The organism is Brevundimonas sp. (assembly GCF_046293315.1).
Lineage (GTDB): Bacteria > Pseudomonadota > Alphaproteobacteria > Caulobacterales > Caulobacteraceae > Brevundimonas.
Window position 1 is genome coordinate 1 of the sequence record NZ_JBKBPF010000001.1, and the last position, 13,232, is coordinate 13,232.

Here is a 13,232-nt window from a genome sequence, read left to right on the forward strand (position 1 = left end):
CCCCCCCCCCCCCCCCCCCCCCCCCCCCCCCCCCCCGCGCCCCCCCCCCCCCCCCCCCCCCCCCCCCCCCCCCCCCCCACTCCATCCACCGGGTCCGGGGTTTGCCCCCTCCACCGCCTGCGGCGGTCCCCCTCCCCCATGCGCTTCGCTTCGGGGGAGGATTAGATGCGCTCCCCCCAGGCCATCGCCGCCGATCCGGCGGTCAACGCCTTCGTCATGGCCAACGCCGGGTCGGGCAAAACCACGACCCTGGTCAACCGGGTGGCGCGGCTGCTGCTGGCCGGGTCGGCGCCGGGCGCGATCCTGTGCCTGACCTTCACCAAGGCGGCCGCGGCGGAGATGCAGCGGCGGCTGTACGAGCGGCTGGGCGACTGGGCCGTTGCGGGCGACGCGCGGTTGCGGGACCAGCTGGCCGCGCTGGAGGAGCGCGCGGCCGACAGCTTTGACGCCCATGACCTGTCCCGGGCCCGCGCCCTGTTCGCCCGGGCGCTGGAGACGCCGGGCGGGCTGAAGATCCAGACCATCCACGCCTTCTGCGAACAGCTGCTGCGGCGCTTTCCGGTGGAGGCGGAGGTCTCGCCCCTGTTCCGGGTCATCGACGAGGCCGAGGCCGCCGACATCCGCCGCCGCGCGCGCGACCGGGTGGCGCTGGCCGACGACATTCCGGGGCTGGCGGGCGCCTATCTGCACATGGCGGGCAAGCTGTCCCAGCCGGACTTCGAGGCCATGTTCGACCGCTTCGAAGCCAAGCGGGCCGAACTGACCGACTATGTGGCGCAGGACGGCGGGGCGGCTACGCTGCAGGACCGGGTGGCGGCGTCTGTGGGGCTGGACCAATGGACCGAGCCCGAGGCGGCCGAGCGGGCGGCGGTGACGGCGCCGGACTTCGACGCGGCGGCGTGGCTGGACGCGGCGGCGGCCTGCGCCCGGGGCGGCGAGAAGGGCGACCAGCCCATGGGGCTGAAGCTTCAGGCGGTGGCCGAGGCGGTGCTGAAGGGTGAGGCGCCGGTGGACGGGGCGCGCGAGATCTTCTTCACCGGCGCGGGCGAGCCCCGCAAGCGTCTGGGCACCAAGGCGGTGGATCCCGCGACCCTCGACTGGCTGGCGCGTGAGCAGGCGCGGCTGATGGAGCATTTCGAGCGGGCGCGGGCGGCGCGGGTGGCGCTGGATACGGTGTCGGCGCTGGTTCTGGCCTACGCCTATGGCCGGGCCTATGAGGCGGCCAAGGCTGTGACCGGGGCGCTGGACTTCGCCGACCTGATCCAGCGCGCGCGCCACCTGCTGACCGACGGGCCGGGCGCGGCCTGGGTGCTCTACAAGCTGGACGGCGGCGTCGACCACGTTCTGGTGGACGAGGCCCAGGACACCTCGCCCGAGCAGTGGACCATCGTGCGGGCCCTGACCGCCGAGTTCTTCACCGGCGCCGGATCGCACGACGGGGCCGCGCGCACCGTCTTCGTGGTGGGCGACGAAAAGCAGTCGATCTTCTCGTTCCAGGGCGCCGCGCCCGAGCGGCTGGCGGCCGAGGCCCAGGACTATGACCGGGCCATCACCGGGGTGGGGGGGGTGTTCCAGGGGGTGGAGCTGCTGCAGTCCTGGCGCTCCACCGCCGAGGTGCTGGCCGCCGTGGACGCGGTGTTCTCAGAACCCGATCTGGCTCGCGCGCTCAGCCCCGGCCGGGGCGAGGGGGGGGAGGACGCCGCCGCCCTGATCCGGCATCAGGCCGCCCGCGCCGACGGGCTGGCGGGGACCATCGACCTGTGGCCGCCGCTGCAGGACGAGACCGACGAGGAGCGCCGCGCCTGGGACGAGCCGCTGGACGCCGCAACCGCGCGGGGCGCCCGCCGGCGGGTGGCCGAGCGCATCGCCGACGAGATCAAGGCCTCGGTGGAGGCCGGGCACGCGGTGCACGACAAGAAGGCCGGGCTGCGCCCCATGGACTGGGGCGATGTGCTGATTCTGGTGCGCAAGCGCGGGCCCATGTTCGAGGAGGTGCTGCGGGCGCTGAAGCAGCGGGGCGTGCCGGTGGCGGGAGCCGACCGCCTGACCCTGTCGGCCCATCCGGTGTTTCAGGATCTGCTGGCGCTGGGACGGGTCGCCCTGCATCCGGCCGACGATCTGACCCTGGCGGGGGTGCTGCGCTCGCCCCTGAGCGACCTGTCGGAAGAGGCTCTGTTCGACCTGGCCCACGGCCGCGAGGGCTCGCTGTGGAGCATGCTCAACGCGCGCGCCGCGCTTGATCCGGCGCTGGCGGCGGCGCGGGACCTGATCGCCGATTTCCGCGAGGCGGCGCGCAGCCTGACGCCGTTCGACCTGTACGGCCGCCTGCTGAACCGGCTGGACGGGCGGGGCCTGAGCGTGCGCCAGCGGTTCCTGACCCGACTGGGGTCCGAGGCGGCGGACGCCATGGACGCCTTCCTCGATCAGGCCCGCGCGGCCGAGGGCCGGGGCCCGGCGGATCTGGAGCGGTTCTGCCACCTGCTGGCGTCGCTGGACCAGACCATCAAGCGCGAGATGGACGAGCCGCGCGGCGAGGTGCGGGTGATGACGGCCCACTCGTCCAAGGGGCTGGAGGCGCCGGTGGTGATCCTGCCCGACGTGATCTTCGAGGAGCCCCGGGGCGACGCCCTGCTGGAGACGGAAGCGGGCGCCTTCCTGTGGTGCGGCTCGACCGGCGAGGACTGCGCCGCCTCCCAGACGGCGCGGGACGCGCGCAAGCGACGGGGCGAGGAGGAGTCGCTGCGGCTGCTGTACGTGGGACTGACCCGGGCGCGGGACCGGCTCATCGTGACGGGGCGCTACGCCTCCAACCGCAAGCTGGAGAACCTGAAGGCGTGGTGGGCGCCGATCCTGGCCGCCTTCGAACGGCTGGAGGGGGTGCGCGACGTGGAGACGGCCACGGGCGAGGCCCGGCGGTACGGGGCCGATCCGGTCACCATGGCGCGGACCGCCGCCCCGGCGGTCACCGCCGCCCCGCCGCCCGCCTGGCTGACCACTGCACCGCGCGCCGAGGCTTCCGAGCGGCGCATGGCCCCGGGACGGATGGAGGACGCGGCGCGCACGCCGGCGCCGTCGCCCCTGTCGCGGGTCGGCGGGGGGCTGGGCCGCTGGCGGCGCGGGGAGCTGATCCACCGGCTGCTGGAGCGGTTGCCCGAGCTGGCGCCCGAGCGGCGGGAGGCGGCGGCTGTGGCCCTGCTGGCGCGGGAGCCGGATTTGGACGCGGCGCAGAAGGCCGAGATGGCGGGGGCGGCGCTGGGGGTGCTGGACGACGCGCGCTTCGCCGAGGTGTTCGGCCCGGCCTCGCGGGCGGAGGTGGCGCTGTCGGGATCGGCGCCGGAGCTGCCCCCGGGAGTCGTTGTGTCGGCGCGGCTCGACAGACTGGTTGTCACGCCCGACCGGGTGCTGGTGATCGACTTCAAGACCAACCGCCCGGCGCCCGACCGCATCGAGGAAGCGGATCCGGCCTATGTGCGCCAGCTGGCGGTCTACTGGGCCGTGCTGCGGCGGCTGTACCCCGACCGGACCGTGGGGGCGGCGCTGGTATGGACCGACGGGCCGCGCCTGACGCCGGTTCCCGAAAGCCTGATGCGACAGGCGCTGGGCGAGGCGCGCGGTTGACCCGGGGCTCCCGCGTCCCCACATCGTGACCCGCGCCGGAATCGCCTTAAACTGACCGGCCGCTCAGGAGATTGTTCATGCCCACCCTCAAGGTCACCGACGACAGCTTCGAAGCCGACGTCCTGAAAGCCTCCAAGCCCGTGCTGGTCGATTTCTGGGCGGAATGGTGCGGCCCGTGCAAGCAGATCGGCCCTGCGCTGGAGCAGATCGCCGACGACTACGCCGAGCAGCTGACCGTGGCCAAGATCAACATCGAGGACAGCCCCATGACCCCGTCCAAGCTGGGCGTGAAGGGCATTCCCACCCTGATGCTGTTCAAGGACGGCCACATGGCCTCCATGAAGGTGGGCGCCATGCCCAAGCAGAAGATCATGGAATGGCTGGTGGAGTCCGGCGCGGCGAAACCGGCGGAATAGGCGTTACGTCGCTGGAAACGGTCGGCCCGCCCCGCTAAGGAGCGGGCATGACCAATCCCCCGATCCGATACGACGTCTGCGCCGTGGGCAACGCCATTGTGGACGTGCTCGCCCCGTGTGATCCCGAATTCCTGTCCGCGCGCGGGCTCCAGCCCGGCTCCATGCAGCTGGTGGACGACACCCAGAGCGCCGCCCTGTATGACGACATGGCTGCGGGCGTGGAAGCGTCCGGCGGTTCGGCGGGCAACACCGTGGCGGGCGTCGGCTCCTACGGCGGGCGCGCGGCCTATATCGGCAAGGTGTCCGAGGATGTGCTGGGCGACGTGTTCGCCCACGACATCCGCGCCGCGGGCGTGGCCTTCGACACCCCGCGCCTGAGCGAGGGGCCCTCCACCGGCCGCTGCCTGATCAACGTCACCGCCGACGGCCAGCGCACCATGTGCACCTTCCTGGGCGCGGCCAATCAGCTGACCGCCGACGACATCGACCCGGAGATGATCGGCGAGAGCGCCATCGTCTATCTGGAGGGCTATCTGTTCGACCCGGCGCCGGCCCGCGCCGCCTTCGAGCGCGCCGCCGACATCGCCCACCGGGCCGGACGCAAGGTGGCCATCACGCTTTCGGACACCTTTGTGGTTTCCCGCTGGCGGACTGAACTGCTGGAATTCATCGCGCAATCCACGGACATCGTGCTGGCCAACGAGGCCGAGCTGGGCGCGCTGTACGAGACCGAGGACTTCGACGCCGCCTGCGACCAGCTGGCCGGCATGGTCGAGGTGGCCGCCGTGACGCGCGGGGCCAAGGGCTCGGTGGTGATCAAGGGCGACCAGCGGGTGGCGGTCGACGCCTTCCCCGTGGACAAGGTGGTGGACACCACCGGCGCCGGCGACCAGTACGCTGCGGGCTTCCTGCTGGGTCTGGCGCGGGGGCTGTCGCTGGAAGACTGCGCCAGGCTGGGGTCTCTGGCCGCCGCCGAAGTCATCGCCCACTGGGGCCCGCGCCCCATGACCAGCCTGGTCGATCTGGCGAAGGCCAAGGGCCTGACGCTTTAAGGCTTTCGCGCCTCAACGGCGACGCCGGGAAAGTCGCTGAACACCCCGTCCACGCCCGCCTCATAGAGCGCGCGGGCCCAGGCGTGCAGGTCGCCATGGGCGATGGGGTCGTCGCCGCGCCGGTGCATGGGCGGCAGGAAATAGTTCTCGGCGCGCAGGGTCCAGACGTGAACCTGCAGGCCGGCGGCGTGGGCGTTTTCCACCACGCCGGTGGGCGTGCCGCTGTCGTGGGCGATGACCAGTCCGCTCTCCAGTCCCACAATGTCGGCGTAGGCGGCGATCTCGGCCAGTCCTTCGGGGCTGAGCAACGCTGCGGGCGTCAGGTCGGGGCGATCCCAGGGGCCTGAACCGGCGGCGATCAACTGCACCAGCGGCGCGTCGATGCGGGCGTTGAGGCGGCGCAGGGGCTCCACCTCGAAGCACTGGACCACCAGCGGGGCGTCCGGCCCGGCCCAGCCCTCGGCCTCCAGCACCGCGACGAAGGCGTCCTCCATGGGCAGGCCGATGGCGGCGAAGTACGACGGGTGCTTCAGCTCCGGGATCACGCCGATCGGGCGGCCGGTGCGGGCTGTGGCCTCACGGGCGATGGCGATGACCTCGGCGAAGGTCAGGATCGGCTCGGCGCCGTCGAAGGCGGTATTGGCGGGCCGCAGCTCAGGCAGCCGCTCGCGGGCGCGCAGGGTCTTGAGCTCGGCGAGGGTGAAGTCCTCGGTGAACCAGCCCGTGACCGAGACGCCGTCGAAGGTCTTTGTGGTGCGGCGGTCGGCGAACTCGGGGCGGTCAGCCACGTCGGTGGTGCCGCCGATCTCGTTCTCGTGGCGGGCGACCAGATGGCCATCGCCGGTCATCACCAGATCGGGCTCGATGAAGTCGGCGCCCTGTTCGATGGCCAGCTCATAGGCCGCGCGGGTGTGCTCAGGCCGCTCGCCCGACGCGCCGCGATGGGCGATGACGAGGGGTTCGGGGAAGGCGGACTGAGGCAGGGCCGGGCCTCCGGCGAGCAAGAGGGCGGCGATCAGGATGAAGCGGATCATGGCCCGAGGCTAGACCCCGTTCATGACGGGCCTGTTTCAGGCCGTCAGGCGTCCTGCAGGATCTTGCGCAGCTGGCCGTGGATTTCCCCGTTGGCTGCGATGATCTGCTTGCCGGAGCGGGGATCGACATCGTCATCCACGGCGGTGACCGTGCCGCCAGCCTCGGTGACCAGCAGCATGCCCACGGCCACGTCCCAGGGCTGGAGGCCCCGTTCCCAGAAGCCGTCGTAGCGGCCCGTGGCGACCCAGGCCAGGTCGAGGGTGGCGGCGCCCAGGCGGCGGATGCCGGCGGTGCGCTGGCCCACAGCGTGGATGTCCTTGATGGACTGGCCGTGGCCGGACTTGCCCATGAACGGCAGGCCGGTGGAGAACAGGCAGGCGCTCAGGTCCTTGCGGCCCGAGACGCGGATCCGCTTGTCGTTCAGGTAGGCGCCCTTGCCCTTTTCGGCCCAGAACAGGTCGTTCATCACCGGATTGTAGGTGACGCCCGCGACGATCTCGGCCGAGCCGTCCGGCGCCTTGCGCTCCAGACCGACGCTGATGGCGAAGTGGGGGATCGAGTGGGTGAAGTTGGTGGTGCCGTCGATGGGGTCGACGATCCAGGTGTGGGTCTTGTCGGTGCCCTCGATCAGGCCGCCTTCCTCGCCCAGGAAGCCGTAGCCGGGCCGCGCCTTGTTGAGCAGTTCGCGCAGGGTCTGTTCGGCCTTGGTGTCGGCGGCGGTGACGAAGTCGGCGGGACCCTTGCGGGACACCTGCAGCTCGGCCACCTCGCCGAAGTCGCGCAGCATGGGCCGCGCGGTCTTGCGGACCGCGTCGATGATGACGGAGACGAGGGCGGAAGCGAGGGCCATCAGTCGGCCCGGCGGACGTATTCGCCGGTGGTGGTGTCCACCACGATGCGCTCGCCGGCGGACATGTAGGGCGGGATCATGATGCGCACGCCGTTGTTGGCCAGGGCGGGCTTGTAGGAGGATGAGGCGGTCTGGCCCTTCACGGTGGGCTCGGTCTCGGCGACCTCGAGAACCACGTGATCGGGCAGCGACAGGCCGATGGGGCGTTCCTCGTGGGATTCGATGACCACCTTCATGCCTTCCTGCAGATAGGCGATGCGATCCTCGCCGACCCAGTCCTTCTGCAGTTCGATCTGCTCGTAGTTCTCGTCGTCCATGAAGACCAGCGAGTCGCCGTTGTCGAACAGGTAGGAGTAGTCGCGCTGTTCCAGCGTGACGCGCTCGACCTTGTCCTCGGAGCGGAAGCGTTCGTTCAGCTTGTTGCCTGTCTCGAGGTTCTTGGCCTCGACGTTGGCGAAGGCGCCGCCCTTGCCGGGCTTGACGTGGCTGGCCTTGGTCACGACCCACAGGCCGCCGTTCACTTGCAGGACCATGCCGGGCTTGATGGTGTTGCCGTTGATCTTCATGGAATGTCGCTGGGTTTGGTGTGGCGCGCGGGCGCGAAATTTGGACGCGACCCCTACAGGGGCGGCGCTGAAAGGGCAAGCGGCGCGCAGGCGGGGCGTCTGGGCCGTTTTGCGCGGCGGGTCATACCCCTGTGATACTGCGCGTCTAACCTGTCTGAAAAATATCCGGAAAAAACCGTTCCTTCAGTCCAGAACCGCGAGCCAGTGATCAAAGACTTCGAGCGTGACTACCCCGACCACACCCAGGCCATGGGCCACGAGCACGGCGACGAGCCCCCGTGCAACGCCTCGGCCAACCGCAATTTCTATGAGGTGATGGAGGCGCGCGTCGCCCGTCGCGGGTTCCTGACCGGCGGGCTGGCGGCGATCACTACGGGCTTCATCGGGGCATCGCTCCCGATCAAGCCCGCACGGGCGCAGGGTGTGTCCAGCCTGATCGGCTTCCCGGCGGTCCCGGTCAGCTTTGAGGACACCGTAGTCGTGCCGGAAGGTTACAGCATCCAGGTGCTGGGCCCGATGGGCGCGCCGATTTCCGGGGACATGCCGGCCTATCGCCCGGGCGCCAACACCGGCGCCGAGCAGGAACACCAGATCGGCCAGCATCACGACGGCATCCATTTCTTCCCGATCGACGGTTCGTCCGGGGACGGCCTCATCGCGGTGAACCACGAGTACATCGAGCCGCGCTTTCTCCATGCCGAGAAGCCTGCCTACAAGGGCCAGCCCTTCAACAACCACGGCGTGGCCGTCGGCGCCGACGGCAGGCGGGACGACGACGAGGTGCGCATGGAGATCGCCGCCCATGGCGTCTCCGTCTATCGCACCACCCGGCAGGCCGACGGCCTGTGGGCCGTGGTCGCGGATCCCCGCAATCGCCGGATCACCGCCGGCACCCCGGTGGAGATCGGCGGACCGGTTCGCGGTACGGCTCATGTGCGCACCCGCTTCAGCCCGGACGGGACGAGGGCGCGCGGCACCCTGAACAACTGCGCCCACGGCGCGACGCCGTGGAACACCTATCTGGCGGCCGAAGAGAACTGGGCGAGCTACTTCGCGAACACCGACGCAGAGATGCCGCGCACGCACGCCCGGTATGGCGTTCCGAGCGACCCCCGTGGCGCCCGCTATGGCTGGCATCTGGCCAGGTCGGGCGCGGACGAGCACGTGCGTTTCGACGCGTCTACGAAGGGCGCGTCGGCGGCCGAGGACTATCGCAACGAGCCCAACACCTGTGGCTGGATGGTCGAGATCGACCCGTTCGACCCCGCCGCTGCGCCGGTCAAGCGCACTCATCTGGGCCGGTTCGCCCATGAGGGCGTGGTGTTCGCGCCCGCCGTGGAGGGCGAACCGGTGGTTTGCTACTCGGGCGACGATGCGCGGTTCGAGTACGTCTACAAATTCGTCTCCGACGGGGTCTGGATTCCCGGCCGGACCGACGGCTCGATCCTCGACAGCGGCACGTTGTATGTGGCGCGGTTCAATGACGACGGCACCGGCGAGTGGCTGGCGCTGGCGCCGGGCCAGAACGGCCTGACGCCCGCCAACGGCTTTGCTGATCTGGCCGACATTCTGGTCAACACCCGCCTCGCCGCCGACCACGCAGGCGCGACCAAGATGGACCGCCCGGAGTGGGGCACGGTCGATCCGAACACCGGGGCGGCCTACTTCTCCCTGACCAACAATACGCGCCGGACGCAGGCGCAGGTGGACGCGGTCAACCCACGGGCGGTCAACAATTTCGGCCAGATCGTGCGCTGGAACTATCAGGGCGGCGACCACACCCGGACCCGCTTCGACTGGGACCTGTTCGTGATCGCCGGCGACGCCAGGACCTCGGCCGTGGCCCCGGGCGGCGCGCTGGACGACGACAACATCTTCGCCTGCCCGGACGGGCTGTGGTGCGACAGCCAGTCCCGGCTGTGGATCCAGACCGATATGGGCGACATGGGCCCGGATTACGACGGTCCGCTGAAGCCGTTCGGAATGAACATGCTGCTGGCGGCGGACCCGGCCACCGGCGAGATCAAGCGTTTCATGACCGGTCCCTGGGGGCAGGAATGCACCGGCGTGGTCACCACGCCCGATGGAAAGACCATGTTCGTGAACTTCCAGCACCCCGGCGCCCACGCCACGGCCGAGCAGTTCGCTGCGGGCGAATTCGGGTCCGGCTTCCCCGACTACAACGGGGCCGTGCCGCGCTCGGCCACGGTGGTGGTCACGAAGAACGACGGCGGCGTGATCGGGTCGTGACCCCGGGCCCGCGCATCAGATCAAGAGAGACACAGCGATGATAACGACGATCAGACAGGCTTTCGTGGCGGCGCTGGCCGCCTCGGCCCTCGTGGCCGGCGGCGCCCAGGCCCAGGGCGCCGATGACGGCGCGACGGTCCTGCGCTTCGCGGTTCTCGGCGACGCCGAGCCCAAGCCCGAACCTGCCTTTCCGGGCGTCGAGGCCGCCGTTCGGGACGTCAACGCCCTGGCCGAACGCGAGCGGATCGACTTCGTGGTCGGCATCGGTGACATCGCCCACAGGGGCACCCTGATCCAGTACGACAACGTCACGCCGATCCTGCAAGGCCTGACCCGCCCGTTCTATCCGATCATGGGCAACGAAGAGCATGAGTCCACCGTGGAGCGGTATCTGGACTACGCCGGTCGCTGGAACCCGGAGGTCACGAGCCCGCGCTATGTGCAGGATCGCGGACCGGTGGTGATGGTCTATGCCTCGCCGGACTACGGGCGTGACTTCAACGACGAGGGGGTCGCCTGGATTGTGGAACAGGTGCGCGCCGCGGCGCCGACGCCGGTGTTTCTGGTGGTCCACGGAGCCCAGGTCGGCGTCTATCCGGAGATCGCTGACAAGGGCGTGGAGAACCCGCGCTTCGCCGAGGTGATCGCCCAGCCGAACCTGTCGGCGGTGATCTCAGGCGACCTGCACATGGACATGGACCGGGTGGTTCACTCCCGCCAGATCGACCATGTGCACTATCTGCACATCCCCGCGCTGGAGCGGACCAAGATTCCCGACGAGACGCGCCACACGCCCATGTACCGGGTCTTCACGATCTCGGAAGGCGGCGAGGTTCGCGTGGACACCTATCAGACCGGCCAGCCCGAGCCGCTGGATCAACACGCCTACAGCTTTTCGCTGCCTGCTGCTCAGTAATCCCTCGCTGTATTCCGGGGCAGACACCCCTCCCGGCGCAAGGCGCGGGGAGCGGCTGAGGTCACACGCTTGCGGGTTCGATCTCGTACGTGGTGGAGCAGTATTCGCAGGTGACGCGAATCTTGCCGTCGTCCTCGACCATTTCGGCGCGCTGGTCCTCGGGAAAAGAGCGCAGCATGCCGGTGACGCGCTCGGGCGTGCAGCGGCACACGGCGGCCAGCGGCAGGGGATCTTCCAGCCGCACGCCGTCCTCGTGGAACAGGCGGAACAGCAGGGTCTCCGCGCTGATGGTCGGGTCGACCAGTTCGTCGTCGCCCAAGGTGGCGAACAGGGCGCGGGTGCGGTCCCAGACCTCTTCGGTGGAGCCCCGGGCGTCATCGCCGGCGATCAGCTGAATCATGGCGCCGCCCGCGCGCCAGCTTTCGCCGTCCGCGGTGATGACCCGGCCGACGCCGAGGTTGACGCGGGTCGGGACCTGTTCGGACTGGGCGAAATAGGTCTCGGCGCACAGGGCCAGGGTCTCGCCCTCGATGGGGGTGACGCCCTGGTGGCGCGCCATGTGTTCCCCCTGGTCCAGGGTCATGATGAAGACGCCGTCGCCCAGCAGGGACTTGGCGCCGGGCCGGGCGAAGCCCTTCGACGCTTCGACTACCTCGTCGGGGTCGAAGCGGCAGTAGCCGCGCAGGGTCCCGGCGGTGTCGTAGTCCGCCACCACATAGCGAACAGGGCCGTCGCCCTGGGCCTGGACGATCAGGCGGCCCTCGAACTTCAGGGCGGAGCCCACCAGGGCGGCCAGGGCGCAGGCTTCGCCCAGCAGGGCTGCGACCGGCTCGGGATAATCATGGGCCGACAGGATGGCGTCCACGGCCGGGCCCATGCGGACCAGACGGCCGCGCACGGGCCAGCCCTCGATCTGGAAGGCGGCGGCCAGGTCGTCTGGATGGGCGGAAAGGGGCGCGGCGGCGCTCACGGCGTCAAATCCTCTGGTTGTCGACGGACGGCGTCAGATAGTGTGTTCACGCCCTCATGGTAAGAGGGCGGAACCCGCCGGTTGGGCGGGCCGTTCCGATTTCGACCCGTGCAGCAAGGCCATCCATGTCCCGCAGACCCAAGCTGAAGCCCCTCTCGAAACAGGCCATCGTCATCACCGGCGCCACCTCCGGCATCGGCCTGTCCACCGCGCGGCGGGCGGCCAGGGCGGGGGCCTGCGTGTTCCTGATTGCGCGGGGCGAAAACGACCTGAAGGCCCTGTGCGAGGAAATCCAGGCCGAGGGCGGGCGCTGCGCCTATGCGGTGGCGGACGTGGCGGATCACGACGCCCTAGCCGAGGCGGCGGAGAATTGCACCCGGATGTTCGGCGGCTTCGACACGTGGGTGAACAACGCAGGAGTCTCAATCTACGGCCCCATCCGCGAGACGACGCTGGAGGATCACCGCCGCCTGTTCGACACCAACTACTGGGGCGTGGTGAACGGCTCGATCATCGCGGTGGAGCATCTGCGATCCCGGCCCGGCGGCGGGGCCATCATCAATGTGGGCTCGACCCTGTCCGATGCGCCGTTCCCGGTGCAGGGGCTGTATGCGGCGTCCAAGCACGCGGTGAAGGGCTTCACCAACTCGCTGCGCATCGAGATGCTGCGCGAGGGCGCGCCGGTGAAGGTGTCGCTGGTCAAGCCCGCGGCGGTGGATACGCCCTATCCCCGCCACGCCCGCAACCTGACCGGCGAGGCGGTGCGCAACCCCCAGCCGGTCTATGCGGCCCATGTGGTGGCCGACGCCATCCTGCACTGCGCGACCCATTCGACGCGGGAAATCACGGTGGGCGGGAGCGCATCGGTGCTGGCTGCGTTCTACTCCATGTTCCCCGGTGTGGCGGAACCGCTGCTCGCGCGCTTCGGCCCCTCGATGATGCGTGATCGGCGCGCCGATTATCAGACCTATGACGACGGGCTCTATGACCCGACGGAGGACGGTCTCTATGAAGAGGTTCATTATCCCATGGTTCGACAGTCCAGCCTTCTGGCCCAGGCCCGCATGCACCCCGGCATCACCGGAGGCGGTCTGGCGCTGATCGCCCTGGCCGGGGTCGCGGCTGTGCTTCTGACCCAGCGCAGCGGCCCGACCCGTTACGAGCGCCTGCGCTCACGGGTCGATCCCCGCAACTGGCGCCGCCAGCCCAGCATGACCGACCGTCTGGGCCGCTGGAGCGACCGGGTGCGCGATGACGCCGAGGACTGGAGCGGCCGCGCCGCCAAGGACGCCCGCCGCTGGTTCGACCGCGCCGCTGACGCCTTCCCGTCCGAAGAGATCGAAGCCGGAGCCCGCAAGACCGGGCGCATGGCCCGTGACGGCGCGGTGCGCACCGGCCGCTTCGCCAAGGATCACGCCCGCGAGGGCGGGGCGCTGCTGGCGCTCGCCACCATCGCCGCCGCTGTGGGCGCCGCGGCGCTGGAGCATCACCGCTCCAAGGACAGCTGAGCGCCCGTTAGAGAAAAAATGCCCCGGATTCGCCTGAGATAGGGCGGTCCG

10 protein-coding genes are annotated in these 13,232 nt (G+C 70.2%); 6 read left to right on the plus strand and 4 right to left on the minus strand.

Features of this window, described 5'->3' with window-relative positions; genetic code table 11:
• Nucleotides 1-165: 165 nt before the first annotated feature.
• The 3 genes from addA to ACK4SE_RS00015 all read left to right on the plus strand — a co-directional run bounded on the left by addA (nt 166) and on the right by ACK4SE_RS00015 (nt 5,086).
• Nucleotides 166-3,618, plus strand: a complete 3,453-nt coding sequence (gene addA / locus ACK4SE_RS00005) for a double-strand break repair helicase AddA (protein WP_409686897.1) — start codon at nt 166-168, stop codon at nt 3,616-3,618.
• A gap of 77 nt (nt 3,619-3,695) precedes the next feature.
• Entirely contained in the window at nt 3,696-4,034 is a 339-nt protein-coding gene (gene trxA / locus ACK4SE_RS00010) for a thioredoxin (RefSeq protein ID WP_409686900.1), read from the plus strand.
• A 47-nt stretch (nt 4,035-4,081) separates the two neighbouring features.
• Complete coding sequence (locus ACK4SE_RS00015; protein WP_409686902.1) at nt 4,082-5,086, plus strand: adenosine kinase; 1,005 nt, start codon at nt 4,082-4,084, stop codon at nt 5,084-5,086.
• Here ACK4SE_RS00015 and ACK4SE_RS00020 read toward each other — a convergent pair.
• Genes ACK4SE_RS00020 through efp form a run of 3 tightly spaced genes read right to left on the minus strand, consistent with a single transcriptional unit; the run spans nt 5,083 to nt 7,537 of the window.
• On the minus strand, nt 5,083-6,120 hold the full coding sequence (locus ACK4SE_RS00020) for a glycerophosphodiester phosphodiesterase (RefSeq protein WP_409686905.1): 1,038 nt from the start codon (nt 6,118-6,120) through the stop codon (nt 5,083-5,085). The genes ACK4SE_RS00015 and ACK4SE_RS00020 overlap by 4 nt on opposite strands.
• A 44-nt stretch (nt 6,121-6,164) precedes the next feature.
• Nucleotides 6,165-6,971: an inositol monophosphatase family protein gene (locus tag ACK4SE_RS00025; protein ID WP_409686907.1), complete on the minus strand. Its 807-nt coding sequence runs from the start codon at nt 6,969-6,971 to the stop codon at nt 6,165-6,167.
• Entirely contained in the window at nt 6,971-7,537 is a 567-nt protein-coding gene (efp, locus tag ACK4SE_RS00030; RefSeq protein WP_409686910.1) for an elongation factor P, read from the minus strand. Before efp ends, ACK4SE_RS00025 begins: the two co-directional genes overlap by 1 nt.
• 204 nt (nt 7,538-7,741) lie before the next feature.
• Between efp and ACK4SE_RS00035 the strand changes: the two genes are divergently transcribed.
• Together ACK4SE_RS00035 and ACK4SE_RS00040 are read left to right on the plus strand one after the other, a co-directional pair.
• Nucleotides 7,742-9,787: a PhoX family protein gene (locus ACK4SE_RS00035; RefSeq protein ID WP_409686913.1), complete on the plus strand. Its 2,046-nt coding sequence runs from the start codon at nt 7,742-7,744 to the stop codon at nt 9,785-9,787.
• Nucleotides 9,788-9,824: 37 nt separating this feature from the next.
• Nucleotides 9,825-10,703, plus strand: a complete 879-nt coding sequence (locus tag ACK4SE_RS00040; protein ID WP_409686916.1) for a metallophosphoesterase family protein — start codon at nt 9,825-9,827, stop codon at nt 10,701-10,703.
• A 61-nt stretch (nt 10,704-10,764) separates the two neighbouring features.
• On the opposite strand, the gene ACK4SE_RS00045 is transcribed toward ACK4SE_RS00040, so the two are convergent.
• A complete protein-coding gene (locus ACK4SE_RS00045) occupies nt 10,765-11,673 on the minus strand; it encodes an Hsp33 family molecular chaperone (protein WP_409686919.1) in 909 nt (302 codons plus the stop codon).
• Between the two features lie 125 nt (nt 11,674-11,798).
• On the opposite strand from ACK4SE_RS00045, the gene ACK4SE_RS00050 reads away from it, so the two are divergent.
• Nucleotides 11,799-13,181, plus strand: a complete 1,383-nt coding sequence (locus ACK4SE_RS00050) for an SDR family oxidoreductase (protein WP_409686922.1) — start codon at nt 11,799-11,801, stop codon at nt 13,179-13,181.
• Nucleotides 13,182-13,232: the final 51 nt, after the last annotated feature.